Source organism: bacterium (assembly GCA_004299235.1).
Lineage (GTDB): Bacteria > Chloroflexota > Dormibacteria > Dormibacterales > Dormibacteraceae > SCQL01.
The window spans coordinates 237738-261769 of the sequence record SCQL01000031.1; the positions used below are offsets into that span (position 1 = coordinate 237738).

Annotated in this window: 14 protein-coding genes; 5 read left to right on the forward strand and 9 right to left on the reverse strand. The window is 67.4% G+C overall.

All coding sequences use genetic code 11. The features are described 5' to 3' along the window. Positions 1–9: 9 nt before the first annotated feature. A complete protein-coding gene (locus EPN29_11600; GenBank protein TAN31845.1) occupies positions 10–1503 on the reverse strand; it encodes an aldehyde dehydrogenase family protein in 1494 nt (497 codons plus the stop codon). Between the two features lie 63 nt (positions 1504–1566). Between EPN29_11600 and malQ the strand changes: the two genes are divergently transcribed. The 4 genes from malQ to EPN29_11620 all read left to right on the forward strand — a co-directional run bounded on the left by malQ (position 1567) and on the right by EPN29_11620 (position 12482). Then, positions 1567–3324: a 4-alpha-glucanotransferase gene (gene malQ, locus EPN29_11605; GenBank protein TAN31846.1), complete on the forward strand. Its 1758-nt coding sequence runs from the start codon at positions 1567–1569 to the stop codon at positions 3322–3324. A gap of 31 nt (positions 3325–3355) precedes the next feature. After that, on the forward strand, positions 3356–6064 hold the full coding sequence (acnA, locus tag EPN29_11610; GenBank protein ID TAN31847.1) for an aconitate hydratase AcnA: 2709 nt from the start codon (positions 3356–3358) through the stop codon (positions 6062–6064). 287 nt (positions 6065–6351) lie between these two features. Then, entirely contained in the window at positions 6352–8067 is a 1716-nt protein-coding gene (locus tag EPN29_11615) for a PucR family transcriptional regulator (protein ID TAN31848.1), read from the forward strand. Positions 8068–8090: 23 nt separating this feature from the next. Further along, positions 8091–12482 (forward strand): glutamate synthase subunit alpha, encoded by a 4392-nt coding sequence (locus EPN29_11620; GenBank protein TAN31849.1) that lies wholly within the window; start codon positions 8091–8093, stop codon positions 12480–12482. A 3-nt stretch (positions 12483–12485) separates the two neighbouring features. On the opposite strand, the gene EPN29_11625 is transcribed toward EPN29_11620, so the two are convergent. The 4 genes from EPN29_11625 to EPN29_11640 form a co-directional block, all read right to left on the reverse strand. Continuing rightward, positions 12486–13400, reverse strand: a complete 915-nt coding sequence (locus EPN29_11625; protein ID TAN31850.1) for a Gfo/Idh/MocA family oxidoreductase — start codon at positions 13398–13400, stop codon at positions 12486–12488. Continuing rightward, positions 13397–15076 carry a hypothetical protein gene (locus EPN29_11630; protein TAN31851.1) on the reverse strand — a complete coding sequence of 560 codons (1680 nt, stop codon included), beginning with the start codon at positions 15074–15076 and terminating at the stop codon, positions 13397–13399. The genes EPN29_11625 and EPN29_11630 overlap by 4 nt, the downstream gene beginning before the upstream one ends. A gap of 18 nt (positions 15077–15094) precedes the next feature. After that, positions 15095–16237 (reverse strand): glycosyltransferase family 1 protein, encoded by a 1143-nt coding sequence (locus tag EPN29_11635; GenBank protein TAN31852.1) that lies wholly within the window; start codon positions 16235–16237, stop codon positions 15095–15097. Positions 16238–16432: 195 nt separating this feature from the next. Then, entirely contained in the window at positions 16433–17725 is a 1293-nt protein-coding gene (locus EPN29_11640) for an aspartate aminotransferase family protein (GenBank protein ID TAN32005.1), read from the reverse strand. Positions 17726–17859: 134 nt separating this feature from the next. Here EPN29_11640 and EPN29_11645 point away from each other — a divergent pair, with 134 nt between their 5' ends. After that, positions 17860–18675 carry a FadR family transcriptional regulator gene (locus EPN29_11645; protein ID TAN31853.1) on the forward strand — a complete coding sequence of 272 codons (816 nt, stop codon included), beginning with the start codon at positions 17860–17862 and terminating at the stop codon, positions 18673–18675. A gap of 320 nt (positions 18676–18995) precedes the next feature. Here EPN29_11645 and EPN29_11650 read toward each other — a convergent pair whose 3' ends face one another. The 4 genes from EPN29_11650 to EPN29_11665 are packed head-to-tail and all read right to left on the reverse strand — an operon-like array spanning position 18996 to position 23745. Next, positions 18996–20672, reverse strand: a complete 1677-nt coding sequence (locus EPN29_11650) for an ATP-binding cassette domain-containing protein (GenBank protein TAN31854.1) — start codon at positions 20670–20672, stop codon at positions 18996–18998. Between the two features lie 3 nt (positions 20673–20675). Beyond that, entirely contained in the window at positions 20676–21620 is a 945-nt protein-coding gene (locus tag EPN29_11655; protein TAN31855.1) for a branched-chain amino acid ABC transporter permease, read from the reverse strand. Beyond that, on the reverse strand, positions 21617–22480 hold the full coding sequence (locus EPN29_11660) for a branched-chain amino acid ABC transporter permease (GenBank protein ID TAN31856.1): 864 nt from the start codon (positions 22478–22480) through the stop codon (positions 21617–21619). Before EPN29_11660 ends, EPN29_11655 begins: the two co-directional genes overlap by 4 nt. A 59-nt stretch (positions 22481–22539) precedes the next feature. Then, positions 22540–23745: a hypothetical protein gene (locus tag EPN29_11665; GenBank protein ID TAN31857.1), complete on the reverse strand. Its 1206-nt coding sequence runs from the start codon at positions 23743–23745 to the stop codon at positions 22540–22542. Positions 23746–24032: the final 287 nt, after the last annotated feature.

The window sequence follows — 24032 nt, forward strand, 5'->3', positions numbered from 1 at the left end:
TCGTCGCCGTCAGGCGATGTCCACGATCACGTTCTTGATCTCGGTATAGAGATCGAGGGCGTAAGGACCCAGTTCCCGCCCCCACCCGCTCTGCTTGTACCCGCCCCACGGCGTCGCCGGATCGGCGACGTGATAGCAGTTGACGTACACCGTCCCCGCCTGGAGCGCATGCGCCACCCGATGCGCCCGCTTCACATCGTTGGTCCACACCCCCGCGACCAGCCCGTAGACGCTGCGGTTGGCCTTCGCCACCAGGTCCTCCTCGCTGCTGAACGGGATCGCCGCGACGACCGGTCCGAAGATCTCCTCTTGCGCGATCCGCATGCGCCCGTCGACATCGGCGAACACCGTCGGCTTGACGAAGTAGCCGGCAGGAAGGGCATCTTCCCGCCCGCCGCCGGTGACGAGCCTTGCCCCTTCTTGATTGCCGTCGCCGATGTACCCGAGCACCCGCTCCATCTGCGTCTTCGAGACGAGCGGTCCCATCTGCGTCATGGGGTCGATCCCGGGCCCGAGGCGCAGGTCCCGGACGCTCTTGCTCAGCTCGTCGACCGTTTGCTCGTACACCTTTTCCTGGATGAACAGCCGCGAACCGGCGGAGCAGACCTGACCCTGGTTGAAGAAGATCCCGAGGAACGCCCCCGACACGGCTCGCGCCAGGTCGGCGTCGGCGAAGACGATGTTGGGCGACTTACCGCCGAGCTCGAGGCTGACGCGCTTGAGATTGCTCTCCGCCGAGGCCTTCGCGATCAACTTCCCGACCTCGGTCGACCCTGTGAACGCGATCTTGTCGACATCCGGATGCGCCGCCAGCCGCGCCCCGGCCGTCTCGCCCCGACCCGGAACGACGTTGAAGACGCCGGCGGGGATCTCCGCCTCTTCCAATATCTCCGCCAGCAGGAGCGCGCTCAACGGCGTTTCCTCGGAAGGTTTCAAGACCACCGCGTTCCCGCAGGCGAGCGCCGGCGCGACCTTCCAACTGGCCATCAACAAAGGGAAATTCCACGGGATGATCTGGGCCACCACGCCCACCGGCTCCCGCAACGTGTAGCTCAGGTACTTGCCCGGGAACGAGGTCTGCTGCGTCCCGCCGTCGAGCTTGGTCACCCACCCCGCGTAGTAGCGGAAGGTGGCGGCGGTGAGAGGGACGTGGAAGAGCATGGCGTCGTTGATCGGCATGCCGTTGTCGAGGCTTTCGAGCTGGGCGAATTCGGTGGCCCGCTCCTCGATCAGGTCGCCCGCGCGCCACAACGCCCTGGCTCGTTCCGCCGGCGGCAGGTCGCGCCACACGCCGCGGTCGTGGGCCCGCCGGGCGGCGGCGACCGCACGGTCGACGTCCTCGGCGCCCGCCTCCGCCACCGTGGCGAGAACCTCCCCGTTGGACGGGTCGATGGTGGCGAACGTCCTGCCGGAGGCCGACTCCACCCACTTCCCGCCGATGAAGAGCTTCTTTGGTTGCGCCTTCAGGAAGCCGGCGACTTCGAGACCTTCGGCGACGGCCATGGCCGCATCCTACGCCGCCGGCGCCAGCACCAGGCTCCTGGCGCTGGCACGATACTTCCCACCATGCGGCGGACCTCCTCCTCACCGGACCTGGACCCGGGAGGAGAGGGCGCTGGAGACGATTCCCCCTCACCGGACCTCTCCCCGGGGGGAGAGGGCATCGGCCGCGCGCTGCGTTGGGGCATTCTGCCGAGGTATTTCGGCTACCGCGGCGACGCCGTCGAGACGCAGCCGCAGACCCAGGCGGCGATCCTCGCCGCGATGGGCGCGGCGGCCGCCCGCCCGCCGCGCGCTCGACGCCTGGCGGTGCCTTTGGACCGGTGCGAGCCTCCGCCTCCCCGCGCCTGGGGCTGGGCGGCCCAGGTTTACGCGGTGCGGTCCCGCGACAGCTGGGGCATCGGCGACCTCGCCGACCTCCGCCGCCTCGGCCGTTGGGCGCGCGGCCAGGGCGCATCGCTATTGCTCATCAATCCTCTCAGCGCCCAGCCGCCGACCGCCTCCCAGGAGCCGTGCCCTTACTACGCCTCATCGCGCCGGTTCCTGAACACCCTCTACCTGCGAGTGGAGGAGGTGCCCGGAGCCGACCGTTGCGCCGCTCAGCTCGGCCCGCTCCGCGCCGCGGCGCAGGCCCTGAACGGCCACCGGCTCATCGACCACGACGAGGTTTTCCGCCTCAAGTCGCAGGCGCTCGAGATGATCTTTCGAGCTGATCCGCAGCCCGCGGGACTGGCCGGTTGGGTCAAGCGGCAAGGCCGAGCCCTGGTGGATTACGCGACCTTCAGCGCCATCGCGGAGGTGCATGGACCCGCCTGGCGCGACTGGCCGTCCGACCTGCGCCATCCACGCGGCGAGGGGGTCGCCCGCCGGCGCCACGAGCTCGCCGATCGCGTGGCCTATCACCGGTGGGTGCAGTTCCACCTCGACCGCCAGCTCGCTCGCGCCGCCAGGGAGATCGGCCTCGTCACCGACGTACCGGTCGGATTCGCCGCCGACGGATGCGACGCCTGGCGTTGGCAGGACCTCCTGGCGCCCGACTTACGAGTCGGCGCGCCGCCGGATTTCTTCTTCCCTGACGGCCAGGACTGGGGCATGCCGCCCTTCGACCCCTGGAAGCTTCGGCGCGCGCGTTTCGAGCCGTTCCTCGAGACGCTGCGCAGCACCGCCAGGCATGCGGCGGGCCTGCGCCTCGACCACGTGATGGGTCTTTTCCGCCTGTTCTGGATCCCCGGCGGAGCGACCGCGGCGGGCGGCGCGTACGTGCGCTACCCCGGCGCCGAGATGATCGCCCTCCTCGCCCGGGAGAGCCGGCGCGCCAACACCTTCGTCGTCGGTGAGGACCTCGGCCTGGTCGAGCCATCCGTGCGGAGCCGTCTGCGGCGTGCCGGCGTGCTGTCCTACCGGCTCCTGTGGTTCGAGTCATCGCCACCCGAGCGCTGGCCGCGTGAGTCCGTCGCGGCCATCGGCACGCACGATCTGCCGACCGTGGCGGGGATCTGGAACCTCACCGAGCCCGACGAGCGCCAGCACCACCTCCGCCGCCACCTCACCGATACCACCGGCCTTCCCGACGGGACCCCGCCCGTCGAGGTCGCGGTCGCCGCCTACCGAAAGCTCGCCCACGCGCGATCGCGCATCGTGCTCGCGGCGCTGGAAGACGCGCTCGGCGTCGAGGAGCGGCCCAACGTTCCGGGGACGACGACCGAGCGACCGAACTGGCGGTTGGCGCTGCCGCAATCGCTCGAGGAGATCGAGCAGGCCGGCGGGGCGCGAAGCATCGCGGAGGCGATGCGCGCCGCGCGTCGCGCCTCCGCCCGCCGCTGAGTCGCTTCGAACGGGCTTGTACGATTCGAATATGACCATCAACCGCTCCCCACTCCTTGGCACCGACCTCGACTTCTATTCACTGAGCGCGCTGCCGAAGGCGGGCCTGCACGATCCCAACCGGCTGCCGATGACGGTCAAGATCCTGCTCGAAGGCCTCATCCGGCTGGCCGAAGCCGGCACCGCGCGCGAGGAGAGCGTGGCCGCGCTGGCGGCCTGGCCCGCCGCCCCGCCCCAGGGCGCCGACCTCCCGTTCCTGCCCGCGCGAGTCCTCATGCAGGACTTCACCGGCGTGCCCGCGGTCGTCGACCTGGCGGCCATGCGCTCGGCGATGAAGCGTGCCGGCAAGGACGCGGGCAAGGTCGACCCGCTCGTCCCGGTCGACCTGATCATCGACCACTCGGTGCAGGTGGACGCCTTCGGCTTCCGCGACGCCTACACGCGCAACATCGAAAAGGAGATCGAGCGCAACTTCGAGCGCTACGCCCTCCTGCGATGGGCGCAGCAGGCGTTTCACAACTTCTCGCTGGTCCCGCCGGGCATGGGCATCTGCCACCAGGTCAACCTCGAATACATCTCGAAGGTGGTGCAGATCCGCGACCTCGGGGCCCGCAAGGTCGCGATCCCCGACACCCTGATGGGAACCGACTCGCACACGACGATGGTCAACGGGCTCGGCGTGCTCGGCTGGGGCGTCGGCGGCATCGAGGCCGAGGCGGCGATGCTGGGCCAGCCCGCTTACCTCGCGACGCCGAGGGTGGTCGGAGTCCGCTTCCACGGCGCCCTGCCGGCCGGAGCGACCGCCACCGACCTCGTGCTCACGCTCACGGAGCGGCTGCGCAAGCACGGCGTGGTCGAGAAGTTCGTTGAATTTTGCGGCGACGGCCTGTCCAGCTTGGCGGTTCCCGACCGCGCCACCATGAGCAACATGTGCCCCGAGTACGGGGCCACGTCGGCGCTGTTCCCGGTCGACGCGCAGACGCTGCGCTACCTGCACATCACCGGCCGGAGCCACGAGCAGATCGACCTGGTCGAGCGCTACACCAAGGAACAGGGCTTGTTCCGCAAGGACGGCGACCCCATCCCTGAGTTCAGCGAGCTGCTGGAGCTCGACCTCAGCCAGGTCGAGCCGAGCCTGGCCGGCCCCAAGCGCCCGCAGGACCGCGCCTCGCTGCCGCACGTTTGGGAGAGCTTCACGTCGGCGTTTGGCAACGGCCCCGAGCCGAGCAACGATTCGCTCTCCCGTCTGACCGGTGAGGGCGGACCGGTCCCCGACCGCGGGGCGGTCGCCTTGGCCGCCGACCCCTCCGCCGAGCTCGACAACGGCTGCGTGGTGATCGCCGCGATCACGAGCTGCACCAACACCTCCAACCCGTCCGTGATGGTCGCCGCCGGCCTGCTGGCCAAGAAGGCCGTCGAGCTCGGCCTCAAGGTCCATCCCTACGTCAAGACCAGCCTCGCCCCCGGCTCGCGGGTGGTGACGGACTACCTGGAGAAGGCGGACCTCATGAAGCCGCTGGAGAAGCTCGGGTTCTTCCTGGTCGGATACGGATGCACGACATGCATCGGCAACTCGGGTCCGCTGTCGACCCCGGAGGTCGAGGCCACCGTGACCGCGGACAACCTGAGCGTCGTCGCCGTCCTGTCCGGCAACCGCAACTTCGAGTCCCGCATCCACCCGCTGGTGAAGGCCAGCTACCTCGGCTCGCCGCCCCTGGTGGTCGCATATGCCCTCGCCGGCACGGTCCACATCGACCTCACCAAGGACCCGATCGGCAAGACGCCGGACGGCAAGCCCGTGATGCTCTCGGAGCTGTGGCCTTCCCCGGCCGAGGTCAGCGCCGTCGTCCAGAAGGTCGTGCAGCAGGACATGTTCGAGCGCGAGTACTCCCGCATCTTCGAGGGCGACGAGCACTGGAAGCAGATGGCGGCGCCGACAGGGCCCATCTTTCAGTGGGACGAAAAGTCGACCTACGTCAAGGAGCCGCCGTACTTCGAGGGTTTCGCTCCGCGGCCGCTGCCGCTGCCCGATATCGAGAGGGCGCGCGTCCTTGCCGTCCTCGGCGACTCGGTGACGACCGACCACATCTCGCCCGCCGGCTCGATCCCCGTGGACGGTCCGGCCGGTCGCTACCTCATCGGGCACGGCGTTCAGAGGCCGGACTTCAACAGCTTCGGATCGCGCCGCGGCAACCACGAGGTCATGGCGCGCGGCACGTTCGGCAACATCCGCCTGCGCAACAAGCTGGTCGAGCGCGAGGGCTATTGGACCCTGTACCTGGGCGCCGAAGAAGAAGAAACGACGATTTTTGACGCCTCCGAACGCTATCGCTCCGAGGGTGTGCCCCTCATCGTGATCGCGGGCAAGGAGTACGGCTCTGGCTCCTCACGCGACTGGGCGGCCAAGGGTCCGCTCCTGCTGGGCGTGCGCGCGGTCATCGCCGAGAGCTTCGAGCGAATCCACCGCTCCAACCTGGTGGGTATGGGCGTCCTGCCGCTCGAGTTCGCGCGCGGCGAGAACCTGCAATCACTCGGCCTGAACGGCCGCGAGCGCTACACCATCCGTGGGCTCGACGCGAACAAGCCGGGCCAGGAGGTCGAGGTCCAAGCGGTCGCCGACGATGGCAAGGAGACCACGTTCAAGACTCGCTCACGCGTCGACAACGAGACCGAATCGGGCTACATGCACAATGGCGGCATCCTGCCGCTGGTGCTCAGAGAACTGATCGCGGAAGCCTGACGGCCGACCGGCGGAGCGCTAGGCCGCTTCGCCGGTCCGGATCGGAAACCTTCGCTCGTAGCCGCACACCGGGCACTCGTACAGCCCGACGACGGTCTGGGGTCGGGATGCATCGGAGTGCATGGTCTGCAGCCGCATCGGCACTGCCTGCTCGTGGCGATCGCAAGCCGGGGCGTCTTCGTGGGTCATGACACAAGATTACGCATTGCGTCGAAATAGTCCTAGTGATCGCCGTACAACCCTTGAGCGTGGTTGCTTGTCCTCCGCCCACACCCTAAGCTGGGGTCATGGTGACCAGGAAAGAGCCGGAGGCCCTGGTCGAGCCCCGGCCCACGGTGCGTGAGGTCATGCGCACGGGAGCGCTTGCCAACGCGAAGCTGGTCGCGGGCGGGGAGGGACTCGACCGCACGGTCGAATGGGTGCGTTCGATGGAGCAGCCCGAGGTCCAGCCGCGCGCGGGCGATCTCATGTTCACCACCGGCTTTCCGATCAAAGACGACCCCGACGCCCAGATCCGGCTGGTCGGGCGCATCGCCGATTCCGGAGGCGCGGGCCTGGTGGTCAGGCCGCAGCCGTATCTGCGCAAGCTCCCGCCCCAGATGCTGGCCGAAGCCGACCGGTTGAACGTCCCGCTGTTCACGGTCGGCGCCGACGTCGCGCTCATCGACCTCATGGCGCCGCTGCTCGAGCGCATCATCAACGCCGAACATTGGCGCCTCAAGCGCTCGATCGAGATCCACCGGCGATTCACCGAGCTGGTGCTCGACGGCAAGGGCGTGAGCGAGATCTGCCGCACCCTCGCCGAGCTGCTCGAGAGCGCCGTCGTGATCGAGGACGCCAGCTTCCATCTGCTCGCCCACGCCGGCGGGAGCGGCGACCCGCATCGCAAGGAGACGATCCTCCGCCAGGGCACGCCGCAGCGGGTCCTGTACGACCCGCAAATCCAGCGCATGCTGCGGGAGATCGAGGCCAAGCGTGGCCCGGTCAAGGTGCCCGCGTTCCCACACGTCGGGATGTCCCGCGAGCGCCTGATCGCGCCCATCCTGGCCGCCGGCCAGGTACTCGGCTACATCTCAGTCCTCGATCACCCGCCGGCCAACGAGGAGCTCGCATTCATGGCCATCGAGCAGGCGGCCCTGGTCCTGGCGCTGGCGGTGGCCAAGGAGCGCGAGCTGTCCGAGGTCGAGGGCAGGGTGCGCGGGGAGTTCCTGGAGGACCTGCTGCACGGCACCTACGGTGACGAGGCCGCCGCGCAGCGCCGCGCCCGCCACCTCGGCTACCCCCTCCACGGCCACCACATCGTGATGCTCGTCGACATCGACGACTTCCGCGGTTTCAACCGTGCGCGCCAGATCTCGGAGGAGGCGATCCAGGCGCTCAAGCGCGAGTTCCTACGCCGGGTCACCGGCGTGGTGCGGACGAGCTATCCACGGGCCCTCGTCCAGGGGCGTTCCGACAGCGTCGTCTCACTGCTCCCGCTGGGCACCGAGGGCGGCAACCACCAGGCGCGCGGGCACGCGCTCGGCCTGCAGGTCAAGCAGTCGATCGCCGACTGGAAACCGGGGTTCACGGTCTCCGTCGGCTTCAGCGGGCCGGCGGAAGCGCCGGCCGGCATCGCCAGCGCGCAGCGCGAGGTCATAGCCGTCATGGACTCGCTGGCCCGATTCAAGCGCTGGGGCCAGGTCATCGCCGTCCCCGAGCTGGGCCTCACCGGCCTGCTGGCGGCGGTCACCGACGAGCGCCTCATCGACTACAGCCGCCGTCATCTGGGGCCGCTGATGGAGCACGACACGGCGCGCAAGGGCAGCCTGGTGCCCACTTTGCGGGCCTACCTGGAGACGGGGGAGCAGCAGCAGGCGGCGCAGCGCCTGCGAGTCCACCCCAACACGCTGCGCTACCGCCTCGACCGCATCCGTGAGATCAGCGGCGTCGATCTGGAGGACCCCGAAACGCGCCTCAACCTGGCCGTCGCGCTCCGCGTCCAGGCTCTGTTGGGGTTCTGAGGGTATGTAAGGACCACATAACGATGATGGGCTGCGTTTGTTGGCAGCCCACTAGCTCGGTCTCCGGCTCGTCATTACCCTTGAGTTCAATGCCCCCCTCGCTACGCCGTTCACGCCTTGCCTGGCCCGGGGAGGTCCCCGCCAACCGGGCCGCCTGCGGGATGGGCTTTGTCGCCACCCCGCGGCTCGGCCACGAAGCGGTGGCGCTGGGCGTCCAGGCGCTCGCCCGTCTTTCGCATCGAGGAGGGCTCGATGCGGACGGCAAGAGCGGCGACGGCGCGGGCCTCCTGATCCAGGTCCCCCATCGACTGCTCGGCGGGGAGTTCGCCGTGGCCGCGCTGTTCGCTTGGGACGAGCGCGCCAGGACCCTGGTCGCCGACGCCGTCGCGGGCTGCGGGCTGCGGCTGCTGGACTGGCGGCAGGTCCCCGTCGACCCGGGCACCCTGGGCGAGCGGGCGCGCGCCACGATGCCGGCGGTCTGGCACGGCCTCATCGAAAAACCGAGCTTCGACCCCGACGAATGGGAGCGGCGCCTCTACCTCGCCCGGCGCCGAGCGGAAACGCGGGCCCAGGACGAGCGCGTGCTCATGTACCTGAGCTCGTGCTCGAGCCGCACGCTCGTTTACAAGGGCTTGATGGCGGGCACGCGCCTGGCTGATTTCTACTCCGACCTGCAGGACCGCGCGTGCGAGAGCCGCCTGGCCGTCTTCCACCAGCGCTACTCGACGAACACGATGCCCGACTGGCGGCTGGCGCAGCCGTTTCGCATGCTCGCCCACAACGGCGAGATCAACACCATCACCGGCAACCGCGCGTGGATGCGGGCACGGGAGCCGGAGCTCGAGCCCGAATTGCGGGGCGTCGTGTGGCCCGAAGGCTCGGACTCCGCTGCGCTCGACAACGCGCTCGAGCTGCTGGTGCGGCGAGGCTGGGAGGTGTCGGAGGCGCTGATGAGCCTGGTCCCCGATGCGTGGGAGGGACGCGGCGACCTCGCCGCCGCGGTGCGCGACTTCTACCGCTACCAGTCCGTCCGCTTCGAGCCGTGGGACGGGCCCGCGGCGCTGGTCTTCAGCGACGGCGACGTCGTGGGCGCGGCGCTCGACCGCAACGGCCTTCGCCCGCTCCGATGGCAACGCACCAGGGAGGGCATGGTCGCCGCGGCCTCGGAAGCCGGCGTGGTCACCATGGCTCCGGACGCGGTGGTCGAGCGTGGACGGCTCGGTCCCGGTCAGATGCTGCTCGTGGACACGCGTGACGGATCGCTGCTGCGCGACGCCGACGCCAAGCAGCGCGCCGCCTCGCGGCACGACTACGGTCTGCTCGCCGACCGCGTCCTGGTGCCGGTCGAGCGCCGCCATATCGAAGTCGAGACGCCCGGCGACCTCGCGGCGCAGCAGCGGCTGCACGGCTGGGGCTCCGAGGACGTCAAGTTCGTCGTCGGCGCCATGGCCGAGACCGGCACCGAGGCGGTTTACTCGATGGGCGACGACATCCCGATCGCCGCGCTGGGCCGCACGCCGCGCCGACTGTACGGCTATCTGCGGCAGCGCTTCGCGCAGGTGACCAACCCGGCCATCGATCCCCTCCGAGAGAAGGCGGTGATGTCCCTGCGCACGCTGCTCGGCCCGCGGCGCGGCACGCTGCAACCGGAAGGCGGGACCGACCACGAGCTTCGCCGTCAGCATCACCCGGCGGTGCCGGGCACGGCGGGTGCGGCGGTGGTTGGGGCCCGCGCGGCCGCCGCCAGGGGGCACTCCCCCGCCTCTGACGCACGCCTGCTCGAGCTCGATTCCCCGGTATTGGGCGCGGCCGAGCTGGCCCGAGTGCTCGAAGAGGCCACCGTGCTGGACGCCACCTACTCGCCCGACGAGTCGCTGCACGATGCCCTGCTCCGGCTGTGCCGCGAGGCCGACGGGGTCGACGGCGTGATCGCGCTCAGCGACCGCCGGGCAGGGCCCTCACGGCTTCCGGTGCCGATGGTGCTGGCGGCCGGCGCCGTCCACGAGCACCTGCTCGTTCGCGGTGAGCGGATGGCCAAAGACCTGGTCGCCATCGCCGGTGACGCCGTCGACGTCCACGATGTCGCCTGTCTCATCACGGTCGGCGCCACGGCGGTCCACCCTTACCTCGCGCTCGCGACCGCCGGGCCCGCGGGCGAAGCCCTCTACCGCAAAGCGCTCGACGCGGGGCTGCTCAAGGTCATGGCGAAGATGGGCATTTCATGCGTCGCGAGCTACCGGGGCGCCGAGGTCATCGAGGCACTCGGGCTGGGCGCCGAGGTGATGGAGCTCTGCTTCCCGGCCGTACCCTCCCGCATCGGCGGCGTCGACCTCGCCGACATCGAGCGTATGGCTCGCGCGCGACACGAGAGCGAGACCGGCGTCCCGGACCACGGCCGGGTCCGTTTCCGCAAGGCCGGCGAGCACCACGCGTACAACCCTCTCGCGGTACGCGCGGCGCAGAAAGCCGCGCAGACCGGCGACCACGAGGCGTACCGCGAGTGGCGGCGCCTTTCGAGCATGGGCCGGCCGCAGTCCCTGCGGGAGCTGATGCGAATCCAAGAGAGCGCGCGGCGGCTCCCACTCGAGGACGTCGAGCCGGCGGGCGAGATCGTCAAGCGCTTCGTCAGCACCGCCATGTCGCTGGGGGCCCTGTCACCCGAGGCGCATGAGGCGCTGGCCGTCGCCATGAACCGAATCGGCGCCCGCTCCAACTCGGGCGAAGGCGGCGAAGACCAGGACACCTACGACGACGAGGTCGATCGTCGTGACAACCGCGTCAAGCAGGTCGCCTCGGCGCGATTCGGCGTCACCCCGCGCTACCTGAAGCGCGCGGACGAGCTGGAGATCAAGATCGCCCAGGGGTCGAAGCCCGGCGAGGGCGGCCAGCTGCCGGGCATGAAGGTGACGAGTCTCATCGCGCGGCTGCGCCATGCACAGCCTGGCATGCAGCTGATCTCGCCACCGCCCCACCACGACATCTACTCGATCGAAGATCTGGCGCAGCTGATCCACGACCTGAAGACGGTGAACCCACGCGCGCGCATCGGGGTGAAGCTCGTCTCGGAGGCCGGTGTCGGCACCATCGCCGCGGGCGTGGCCAAGGCGCGCGCCGACTACATCCTCATCTCGGGACACGATGGCGGCACCGGCGCGTCGCCGCTGTCGTCGATCAAGAACGCGGGCGCGCCATGGGAGGTCGGCCTGGCCGAAGCGCAGCAGGTCCTGGTCTCCAACCGCCTGCGCGAACGGGTCAGCCTGCGCACGGACGGAGGACTGCGCAATGGGCGCGACATCGTGGTCGCAGCCCTGCTCGGCGCCGAGGAATTCGGTTTCGGGACGGGCGTGCTCGTGGCGCTCGGCTGCGACATGGCGCGCCAGTGCCACCTCAACACCTGCCCGACCGGAATCGCGACGCAGCGCGAAGACCTGCGAGCCAAGTTCGCCGGCCGCCCCGAGCACGTGATCAACTACCTGTTCCTGATCGCCGAGGAGGTGCGCGAGCACCTGTCCCGATTGGGTGCGCGCGCGCTCGCGGACGTGGTCGGCCGGGTCGACCTGCTCGAGGCGGAGCCGGACGCGAGCCTCGACCTCTCATTCATCCTCGGGGCCACCGACGCGGCGCTCCCCCGGCGCCGCTTTTGGGCTCGCAACGGCGAGCCGCCGGCCCCGGCCCCGCCGAGCGGGCGCATCGACAACTCCCACCGGACGGTCGGCGCCGCGCTGGCGACCGGTGAGGCGCGCCACTACCAGGGCAGCGCGGGCCAGAGCTTCGGCGCCTTTCTCGACCAAGGGGTCGAGCTGACCCTGGCGGGCCAGGCGCAGGACTACGTCGGCAAGGGCATGGGCGGGGGAGTGATCGCGATCCGGCCGTTCGAGGTTGAAGCTTCAGCGTCACCGGACCTCTCCCAGAAGCAAGAGGGCATTGCTGACCCGGTGCTGGCCGGGAACACGATCTGTTACGGCGCCACCGGCGGCAAGCTGTTCGTCGCGGGCCGGGTGGGCGAGCGGTTCTGCGTGCGCAACTCGGGCGCGATCGCGGTCGTCGAAGGCGCCGGCGACCACTTCTGCGAGTACATGACCGGCGGCGTCGCCGTCGCCCTCGGCCCGGTCGGCTGGAACGCCGGAGCGGGCATGACGGGAGGCGTCGCCTACGTCACCGAGTGGCGCCAGCTCAACGCCGACAGCGTGGTCGCGCGTGAGGTGCCGGCCGAGGACGCGGACGAGCTGCGAGCCCTGGTCGAAGAACACCGCCGGCGCACCGGCAGCGCCCGCGCCGCGGCGATGCTCGCCGACTGGGATCGCGCCCTTCAGACCTTCCGCCAGATCGTCCCCGCCGCCGTGATCCAGCCGCCGGCGCCACCCCGGCCGGCCACCGCCGAGGCCCCGGAGGCAGCGCCCAAGACGGCCGCCTGAAGATCAGTTGATCTTCGCCGCCGCGCGGATGCGGTCGATCGCCGTCATGTTCGCGATCGACTCGCGAAGCGGGATCGCCACCGGCCGGTCGTGCAGGACGCTGTCGGCGAACGACTCGACCATCAGCCGATAGGGGTCGGCTTCCTCCATCGACGTGAATGGGCGCTCCAGGCGGTGCAGGGAGCCTGATGTGACGACGGTCAGCTCCTGCTCCTCGGGTGATTCGAAGCTCGCCCACAGCGACGCGGTCGCACCCCCGGCGAACTGGAGCAGCGCGTTGACGCTCATCTCCACATCGCCCTCCGCGCGGCCCTGGCCTCGCTCGATCCTCGCTCTCGCCAGCACATCGGCCGGTTCGCCGAGGATCCATCGCGCCACGTTGACCACGTAGCAGCCGACGTCGAGCAGCGCCCCGCCACCAAACTCGCGCCGCAGCCGGTAGTTCGCCCGGTCCGAAAGCGGAAAGCCGAAGCTCGCCTGCACGTAGAGCGGCTCGCGCAGGCGGTCGACAAACGCGCGCGTCCGGGGATGAAAGCGGTACATGAACGCCTCCATCAGGTGTCGGCCGGCGGACTGCGCCGCCGCCGCCATCTCCGCCGCCTCCGCCGCGTTCATCGCGAGCGGCTTTTCGCACAGGACGTGCTTGCGCGCCGCCAGCGCCCGCAGCGTCCACTCCTTATGCAGGCTGTTGACCAGCGGGATGTAGACGGCGTCCACCCGCGGATCCGCCAGCAGCGCCTCATACGAATCGTCCACCCGCGCACCGGAATGCGCGGCCGCCAGCCGGCGCGCCCGATCCGGGTCGCGGCTGGCGATGGCCACCACACGCCCATTGCTCGAAGCCTCGATCGCAGGCAGCACCGCACGCCCGGCGATCCATGCGGCGCCAAGCACGCCCCAACCGAGGCGACGGGCTATATGTCGACCTCGAGCCGCGCCCCGCCAGAAGCGATCGAGCGCGCCGCCGCCTCCATCACCGCCACCGCGCGCCGAGCCTCCTCGGGGGCCACGGCCAGCGCTTCACCCCACGCGAGGTGGTCGGCGAGGTTGCGGTAGAAGCCCTGCTCGTCGCGCCGCGGCAGGGCGAGAAGCTCTTCGTGCGATCCGCCCTCGGGGGCCGGGAGCACGACCTTGACGCGAGCCGGCGAATCCGCCGGCGCCAGCCGTTCCTCGACCAGCTCTCCGCTCGCGGCGCGCGTGGTCACGGTCTCCTCGCGCCACTCGGCCACCACGGCCCCGCGCGTCCCCAGCAGGTACCACTTCGGCTTCAGCGCGGCCGCGATGTCCGACTGCAAGAAGCTCGCCTGCGCGCCGCCCGCGAACGTCAGGTCGACGCGCACCTGGTCGGAGTTCGTGACATCGTGCCAGACGCGCTTGTGAGCGCCGGCCGAGACCGACTTCACGGCATCGGGGAACAGCTGCAGCATCCAGTCGAAGTAATGCGACCCCCAGTCGTAGATGGTCCCGCCGGAAACGGGCTCGTGGCTGTGCCAGAAATCACACGGATGCGAGTACCCGCCGATGAATGACTCCATGTAGAAGGGCTCACCGATCCGGCCGGACCTCACCACGTCGCGCATCGCCAGGTAATCCGGGTCCCAGCGCCGGCTCTGGTACACCGTGAGGACGCGCTCGCGCGCCGCGGCGGAGTCGATCATGCGATCGACCTCCTCGACGCGCAGCGCGAACGGCTTCTCGCACACGACGTGCTTGCCGGCCGCAAGCGCCGCCAGCACCGAGCCGGCGTGTGCGCTCGGTGGCGTGCCGACGACGACCAAGCCGACGTCCGGGTCGTCGAACATGTCCTCGGCACGCGCGTGCGTGGGCACGGACCACTCACGCGCGGCGAGCTCACGGCGCTCCCTGGAGACGTCGCAGACCCCGGCCAACCGCAGTCCCGCGGTCGCTTTCACCGATGCGGCATGCGCTCGGGCGATGGCGCCGTAGCCGACAAGCCCCACGCCGACCGGCGGCGCCGCGGACTGCCCCGCCGCGAAGAGCAGGGCATGGTGGATCAGCTTTTGAAAGCGGGGGTCCTGGTAGGTCGATGGATCGTGACCGAGCCCGATCTGGACGAAACGGCCGGCCCCAAAGGCGCGCTCATAGGCCACCACCTGCTCGGTGAAATGCCAGCTCGCGCGCAGCAGGACGTTGGCGTCTCCCGGCGGTCCCTCCGAGAGGTAGAGCTCGTCGTCCAGCTTCAGCTCAGCCGCCAGGCGTTCGGTCAGCGGGTGAGACCGCTCCGGCTTGATCACGAGCTCGGTCAGCGGTCCCGGGCCGCTGGGAGTCCAGCGCGCCACCTCCGCCAGCTCGCCCGCCTCCGACCAGGCGGCCAGGGTGCCGTGGAGGAGGATGAGGCCGCCACCGCGACGCACGAAGTCCACGAGCTCGGCTGCCTGGCGGCCGTGCAGCGGCTGGTCGCTCGCCGCTAGCACCACCTGCGATGTCCGCGGCGCCGGCCCATCGAGGTCGGTGACCACGTCGATGTGGAAGTGGTGGGTCGTCTCTAGCGCACGGAGAAGCGGGCGCGCCATGCGCAGGTAGTCGTGCGCGGTGCCGGCAAGCAGCACCGCCACCGAGACCTTCTCCCGCATCTACGCCCTCACCCGCACCTATGCCACTCTACGCGAGGCTGCATGGCCGACCCGCCGCAGAACCTCGATCGTCATCTCGGCCGCTCGCTCCCAGGTGAAGCTGGCCGCCCGGCGCCTCCCCGCCTCACCCAACCGCTCGCGCAGCGACGCATCCGCCAGCAAGCGCTCCAGGCCGGCCGCGATCGAGCCCACATCGTCCGCCTCGACCGGTACGGCGGCCCCCAGCGCCAGCTCGGGCAGCGCGCCGGCGGACCCGACCACGGCCGGCACGCCGTTGGCCATCGCCTCCAGCAGCGGCAGGCCGAAGCCTTCGTAGAGGCTGGGGAAGGCCAGGACCGCGGCCGAGCGGTAGAGCGCGCTGAGCGTGGCCTCGTCCACGTGGCCGAGATACCGCACGCCGGGTTCCGACGCGATCCGCCGCAGCGTGTCGCCATAAGCCCAGCCGGGCCGGCCGGCGATCACCAGCTCCGGCACGCCCGGCCTGCCGTTGATGATGAAAGGCAGCGATCCCTGCCGGCCGCGAAGCTGCCGGAACGCCGCCAGCAGGCGCGGATAGTTCTTGCGCGGCTCGACGGTGCCGACCGCCAGGATGTATCCCGGCGCCAGGCCATCCGGCAGCGGGCCCGCCGGGACGGCGGGAGGCAGGCCTTCAGGCACGACGAAGATCCTTGATTCGAGGCCCGGGACCTTGTAATGGCCCAGCAGGTCGCGCCGTGTGGACTCCGACGGGACCAGGACCGCCGCCGCCTGCCGCAGTGCCGGGCCCATGACGGTGCCGAGGTACGCCCGCTGCTGCCAGGGCACCTCGGCGGGGCGGTGCCGGAAGGCCAGGTCGTGGACGAAGATCACCGCCGGCGGGGCGCCTGGATCGCGAAACGGCGGGCTCGGCCAGTACGGGTAGAGGATCGCGTCGCAGTCCAGCCGCGGCTCGACCGCGGGCAGCCACCGCGTCTTCAGGACGAGCTCGTGCCGGTAGGGCGAAAGGACCGCTTCGCAGTCGAGGTCGGTCAGCGCGGCGGGGCGTTCCCGGCTGCACAGGAGAGTGAACTGGTCCCCATCTTTCTTGGCCACCAGGGCCCTGGTCAGCTCGACCGCCACGGTGGTCATCCCCACCCGGCGCGGGCGCCAGCAGGCGGTGACGTCGATCGCAAACCGGGCCACGGAAGGACTGTAAAAGAAAGAGGACCGCCAGGCGATGTCCCGACCAAGGAGAAGGCCCCCCACTTGCGTAGAGGACCTTCAGAAAGGAGGGAGGGCGTCAGTTAACAGATTGATCTTAATCCTCCCGCGGGCGGCGCGGAAGCCCCTTAACAGGCAATGCCGTGGCCCTAAGCCAGTTGCGCCTGCCGGGTACAGCTAAGCACTCGCGACTCGCCTCACAAGAACCGCCTGCACGGCAGACCCTGTCGCCTCCAGCAGTGCGTCCACGTCGGCGCGCGTGTGTGCGTATGAAAAATGACAGCGCTTGAGGTTGAGTGGCAGCTCGAAGATGCCGTGGTTGAGGAGCTCCTTCCGATACTCGATGAACAGGTCAACGTCGTTGCGGAGCAGATCGGCATACTCCTCCACCGGGCCGTCCTGGAAGTAGGTCACGTAGACGGAACCGAAGCCGCTCACAACTGCTCGGACGCCCAGCTGTTCGTAAAGCGCCGTCAGCCCTGTTCGGGCGCGCTGACCGAGATCGAAGATGTGCTCGTGGACTGGCTCCGACTCGAGCTTGCGAATGGTCGCTAGCGCGGCAGCAGCCATCGCCGGGTGGCCGTTGAAGGTGCCGGCGAAAAACGCCGGCTGCCCGGGAATGGTGCTGAACAGGTCCATGAGATCGGCGCGGCCGCCCAGAGCTGAGATTGGATATCCGTTCGCCATCGCCTTCCCCAACGTGGTCAAGTCTGGCTTGACTCCAGCGACCGCCTGATATCCGCCCAGACCATGACGGAACCCTGTTATGACTTCGTCGAAAATCAGCACCGCACCGTAGCGATCGCAGAGTTCGCGCAGGCTTTGGAGGAATCCTGGTTTCGGAAGCACCGCACCGATGTTGTGCGGTATCGGCTCCAAGATGACGGCCGCGATGGAGTCCGCTCGCGAGGCGAATTCACGGACCACCGCATCGGTGTCGTTGAAGGGCAGCACGATAGTCGAGTCGAGAACTTCGGGCAGAATGCCCTTCGACAGCGGGTCCTTCTGGCCAACGCGGTCGGCGGCTGAGATGACGTTCATCGCCACCGCGTCATGCCAGCCGTGATAGCACCCCTGGAACTTGATCAGATACTTTCGGCCGGTGGCGGCTCGAGCCAGCCGGATGGCATGGAAAGTGGCCTCACTGCCTGAGCAGGTCAGCAGCACGCGTTCGATGGATGGGATGTGTTCGACGATCTGCTCGGCCAGTTCGATCTCCAAGGTCGTCACGCCGACGCCCATCAAATCCACAGAGCGAAGAGTTTCGGCCACCGCTCGGTCAACGTCGGCGTCGTTGTGCCCGAGGACGGGAGGACCAAACGCGGAGTGGTAGTCGGTGTACGTCTTTCCGTGTGAGTCGGTGAATGTCGCACCGTCTGTTGCGACCACGATCAGGTCATCGATCCCGGCGACGCTTCTCTGTCCGCTGTTGACGCCACCGGGGATTACGCGGCGCGCTCGGTCGACCAAAACGGTCGTGTCATCAGTCAAGCTCACACCTCCTCAAGCACAGATGCGGCGCCCAGGCCGCCACGGCAGTAACATATCAGGCATCTGATAACTTATCCCATTCAGCTGATCCAGTCAAGCAGATTTGCCTCAAAATGCGCGATGTGCGCACGACTCTCGATCACCAGAGGGCGAAGCTCAGCGAGCATCTGATCCTCCATCTGGCAAGGGAGATCGTTGGCGGCCGCCTCAAACCAGGGGATCCAGCCCCGCCCGAGGCTGAGCTGGCAGTCAGCTTCGCCATCAGCAAGCCGGTAGTCCGTGAATCGATCCAGGCCCTGGCGAATCTGGGGATGCTTCGAGTTCAACAGGGCAAACGAACTCAGGTACTCGAGCCTCAAGAATGGAACGTTCTGGCTCCGGTCATGCAGAATGCCTTCCTCCTTGAGGGTCGGGCGGAAAGCCTGACGGCCAAGATCTACGAGTTGCGGCTCGCTCTGGAAACCAGGGCCGCCGCATGGGCCGCCGAGCGCGCCGAGCCCGATGATGTGACTCACATCCAGGAGCTCGCCCAAAGACTCCAAGAGGCTTCCAGGAGCGGGCGAATTGCTGAATTTCTTGCTATCGACCGTGATTTGCACTCAGACATAGCGTTTGCATCGAAAAACGGTGTTCTAGTCATCGTCTTGAGGAATCTCCAGTCCCACCTGGCCCGAGCTTGGACGAACTCGCGCGTCGGCATGCAGCACCTCGAGACTCTCACCGCTCAGCACAATGCCATCGTGCAAGCGATACAAGGGCGTGACGGCAAAGCGGCCGCCGAGGCGATGGAAGGACACCTGCTCTGGGCAATGCAGCTCGAGGCGACCAGGGCCAGTGGAGGGAATCGGCCGCCCGACCTGTCCGAGAACCGCCCGCATGTACGGATTGCAGCGGCCCCGGACCGGGCAACTCCAGCAGTCAGCCAGTGAGGCACGGAGGATGTGCTCCTGCATCGCGACGTTGTCGTGGACACAGATAAGCGCATAGCGGTCGGGGCGTAGTAAAGGCTGGCTATAAACCCGCACCCATCACGATTCAGGCCCGTCTGCTCGGAGATCCTTTTCAATCCAAGTGGATTCCCGACCCAAGCCCAGACTTGTCGGATCTACCGAAGGGTTCCAACTCCCGAGGTAGCGACGCCGCGAAGCTCCCGCATGGCTAACGCTTCGTCATCAAGGATCTCATCTGTGACACGAATGACCCGGTAGAGGTCGCGGAAGGCGTGATCTCGCCGTCACGGTTGTCCTGGTCAGCACTCCGCGGCCGCCTCTTCGAGCGTGCCTGGCTGCCGTCCCAACCGCGATCGCCTGCCCATCTCCGAGAAGTCGCCCGACGCCTGATCTCCGAGGTAGGCGGACGTGACGCCATCGCTGTCCATCAGATCATCGGCTGAGCTTTCCCTGACGACTCTCCCCGACTCGATCCAGTAGGCCCTGTTGGCGAGCGGAACCACCCAGTCCACAGCCTGCTCAGCTATCAGAATCGCCGTCCCATCCCTCGCGATACCAGCCAGGGCATCCTGGAGTTCAGTGACGATGGCCGGGGCCAGGCCCGTCGATGGCTCGTCGAGCAGTAGAAGCGCCGGTTTGCGTATCGTCGCTTTGGCTATGGCGAGCATCTGGCGCTCGCCGCCGCTGAGCGTCCCTGCGAGTTGCCTCTGACGTCCCGCAAGACGTGGGAACCGCTCGAAGATTTCGGCGCGTCTCTCCACGATTTGCCGCTTCGAGAGGCGGAGCCCGAACAGCGATAGAAGCAGATTGTCGTCAACGCTTTGGCTCTCGATGGTCGCGCGCCCTTGGGGGACGAAACCGATTCCCCTGTTCACGATTTGGTCTGTGCGAAGCCGATCGATACGCGACCCTCCGTACGTCACCTGTCCCCGGCGGATCTTCACCGCGCCAACGATCGAACTCATCAAAGTCGATTTACCTGCTCCGTTTCGACCGAACATCGCCACAACTTCCCCAGGCCACACCTCAATGTGTACGTCCCTCAGGACGACGGTGTTCCCGTAGCCTGCATAGAGGCCGGCCACACGCAGTGGCGTCTCGTTGGTAGATCGCAGTTCCGCTATGTGAGGTTGGACCCCACCGACACGCGGTTTTCTGTCTTCGATCTTCGGCGTTGCGTGGTCCGGCTCGCTTGTCGGTCGGGATGGTCGGCCCAAGTACGCCTCAATCACGCGGCTGTCATGTCGGACTGCCTGAGGCGTCCCTTCGATTAGACAGCGGCCCTCCGCCAGCGCCGTCACCTTTGTGCACAGCGAGAACATCAACGGAACGTTGTGCTCCACGATCAGGATGGTGACCGGGTGACTTAGTCGGTCCGAAAGTGCACGAAGCAGATCGGCGAAAGCACGGACCTCATCTCCGCTGAGACCGGCGGTCGGTTCGTCGAGAAGGAGCAGCCTCGGCTCCGAGATGAGACACCGGGCAAGCTCCAAACGACGGCGATTTCCGAAGGAGAGCGTGCTAGCCGACTCAGTAAGCCGCCCATCAAATCCGACGTCAGCAAGGATCTGCTCCGCACGAGCACGAAGCGTCCTCTCTTCGCGCTTCGCTGCGCCGATGCGGAGCACACCTCTGAAGAGGCCGGCGTTCGCGAGCCGGTGCGCCCCGACAAGGACGTTGTCCACGGCGTTCAAGTCCTCAAACACAGCCGGCGTTTGGAAAGCTCTGGCGATCCCCGCATCGATCAGTCGGCGAGGCTCCGGCTCGCGCCCGTCGGCGCCGACAGTGACTCGGCCCGCGGTCGGTCGCACGAGCCCTGTCGCGACGTTCAGGGCTGTGGTCTTACCAGCCCCATTCGGTCCGATCAGCCCATGTATCGAACCCTCTTCGACGGCGAAAGAAACCCCGTCCAACGCCCGGACGCCTCCGAAGGAGACACGGACCGACTCGAGCCTGAGGAGGACCGCCGGATCCACGGGCTAGTGTCTGCCCTGTGTTAGGCGAGCTCTCGTCTGCTCGATGGCACCCACAATCCCACGGGGCGCCAGAAGCAAGATCATGAGCATGAATCCCGCGTAGAAGACGTCGAGCCAAGATCCGAGCTGATGAACGAACTGAGGGAGCGCGAATAAGAGGATTGGGCCTACGATCGGACCGATGATGCTCGGAGTCACCCCCCCGACCACTACGTACGAGAGATGAGCGACTGCCACGTCGATGCTATAAGAGTTCGGATTCGTCAGCCCCCAGAGCAATGCTTGTAGTACTCCGGCGAAGGTCACGAGTGTGTTGCCGAGCGCGAAGGCCTGTGTCTGTGTCCGCGCGACATTGATGCCCTGTAGCTCCGCCGCGGCGCGATTGTTCTTGATCGCTACCCACGCGCGGCCCACGCGAGAATGGATCGCAAAGTGCGTCAACACCGCCACTATCGCAGCACACATAACCGCTGTCACCGCGACCTCGTCGGCGGTAAGCGGGCCGACAAGTGGAAGAAACTGGATCGGGACCACCAAGCCGTATCCCCCACCCGTCAAAGGGCCGGCCCAGTTGATCACGGCAAGAAATACGTTTAGAAACGCGAGCGTGATGATGGCGAAGTAGATGCCCGACAGCCGGAGAGCAACCAGTCCGACAAGCCAACCGATTGCACAGCCCAGTAAGACTGCCGCCAACACTGATGGTAGTAGAGGGACGCTATGAATCAGCAAGATCGCGACTGAGGTGGCACCTAGGCCAAGGAAGGCCGGGCTCGCGACAGAAAACAGGCCAGCTACACCCATCACAAGGTTGACCCCGACCGCAACGACGATCAACACGCCCAGTTCTCCAGCAACAAAGCGCGCGAAGGGAGGCAGCAGCGACGCTGCTACCGCGCATAGGGTGCACGCAACGCCCGCGGTGACCGCCGGGACCCGGCCGATCAATACCGCCGGATCCGCTGGCTACCGAGCAGGCCGCTCGGTCGCACTATCAGGACTCCTAGAAGAATGGCGAAGATCGCCACGTCTCGGAGTGCGTCTCCAAAGACTACGACCGCATACGTTTGCGCCAGCCCGAAGATGAATCCCGCCACGACGGCACCCACAACACTGTCAAGTCCGCCGATAACAGCAGCGAAGAATGCCGGGAGAAGAACTGTGGCGCCCAAACCGGGGAACGCCCCTGTCGTCGGAACGAGGAACACACCGGCGACCGCCGCGAGAGCACTGCCCAGGACCCAACTCATTATGAGCATGCGCCTCACCGGAATGCCGCTGATCCCAGCCCGGAAGCGATCTTCGGCGACCGCACGCATGGCCTTCCCATAGGTGGAACGCTGGAACCACACGAAGAGCACGACCGTGACCACCGCGCTCAGGCCTATCGCAAGCAGCGAGTTGGCTTCGAGGCGAACGGTCCCCAGCGAGATAACCCGATCGCCGACAAGCCAAGGCTGGGCGGGAATTGGGGTGTCCGAAAACTTCAGGCGAGCGATGGCCTGCATGAGAATCGAAAGCGCAAAGGTACCGAGGACCACCACCAATTCATCGGCAAATCGGAGCAAGATGCTGGTAAGCGCGAACAGCAGCAGGCCTGCCACGGCACCGGCTGCAAGCGGGCTCGCGATTTGCAGGATCGGTGAGCTAGTCGCGCCGGCAGCCAGCACGTAGGCGTAGCCGCCAACCATCAGCAGCTCACCCTGGGCGAAGTTCAGTATTCCGGTTGACCGGAAGACCATTACAACCCCGACGGCCACGAGCGCATAGATCCCGCCAAGTGCCAACGCTCCCACGAGCAGTGCCATCCGGCGGCCCTACTCTTGGTAGTGTCCGGTCGGCCGAACCGGTGAGTTGCTGCTCATCCTTAGCTTCCCGGCTCGATAGTCACGAACTCGCCGTTCTTAATTTCTATCGGAACAGCGGCGTGAGTGCCCTGATGGTTCTCCTTACTGAAGTTCCGTGGCACACCTATCGGTGCGGCATAGGAGAAGTAGGAATCGCGGCCCGGGACGAAATTGTGAACTCCCTCAAGCGCATCTACGAAGTTGTCACGAGTCACCGACGAGCCGGCATGTCGAAGAGCCTCTGCGAACACATAGAAGTCGACATACCCGGAGACGGTGAATATGTTGGGTGTCCCGGCAGGCCGATTAGGTGCGAACTTGTCCAGTCGCTTGTTCCAGTCGCCCATCGCGCCCGTCTGAGCGGTGACCGGTTGTGAGGAAGAAAGCCAGAAGCAGCGGACGCCCTCTCCGGCCGGCCCGGCAGTCTTGAGTAGCGCGGCGGTCGCCATCGATGCGTCTGCGATGATGGTGGTGTCGGCAACAACGCGCCGCAACTGCGGCACGATCCTGCCTCCATCGACGTCGAGGCCGCAGAGGTAAACAGCCGAGGGGTTGAGACGCGCGACCGAGCTTATCTGCGCTGTGAAGTCAGTGTCACCGCTGTGGAACGACTGAAGGCCCACGATATGCGTCCCCGAAGCTGCGGCGTCCCCTTGGACCAGCTGCACCCCGGACTGACAAAACGCCTGATCGCTCGCGTACAAAATGTCGAGGGTCGCGGCACCGATCGACTGCGCGTACTTGACGACCTCCTGCGACAGGTCCCTCCTTTGCGGCACGCCAGTAAACACATAGCGGCTGAAGGGCTGGAATATGCGCGGGTCCGAAGCTAGCGTGGCATAGAGCGGGACCTTGGACGAGGTGAAGAAGGGCGCCTCGGAGACCGCAGATGTGCTTCCGGCACCAGCAAAGTCGGCGAAGACTCCGTCTTGCTGGACGAGCCGGCGCGCCGCTTCAACCCCTCCCTGCGCGGTTCCAGCATCATCCTCGATCACCAGCTTCACCTTGCGGCCGTTGATTCCGCCATGCGCGTTGATCTCAGATGCGGCGAGTTCGAGGCCAAGCTTGAAGCCCTGACCGGTAGCGCTCCCAGGGCCGGTCAACGCCATATCGCTGCCGATCACGATCTGATTGGACGTCACGCCCGGAGTCGATGGAGCCGAGCCGTCGCTACTGCCGCATCCCGCGAGGACCAGAGGAACAACTGCCAGCAACGCCACGTTCAAGACAGGGTTCCTCGCAGGCCTGCCCGATACTCCCGGTTTCTGCACTTCTCACCTCACAATTTCGCAAACGATTGGAGAACAACCACGCAGCTGGCCGCGTCCGATAGCTGTTAAGACGACCGAAGGCTACTCATCGGATAAGCTAATGTCAAGATGTTTTTTTTAGGGATCAGGCGACGGGAGTTATCCCGAGTGACCGTCAACTTAACTTCCGAGCGCGTCATCCTTTGATTAACTGGCTGCGGCCATCGCCGTACATCACTTGACAGGCCGTGGCTTGCCCGACC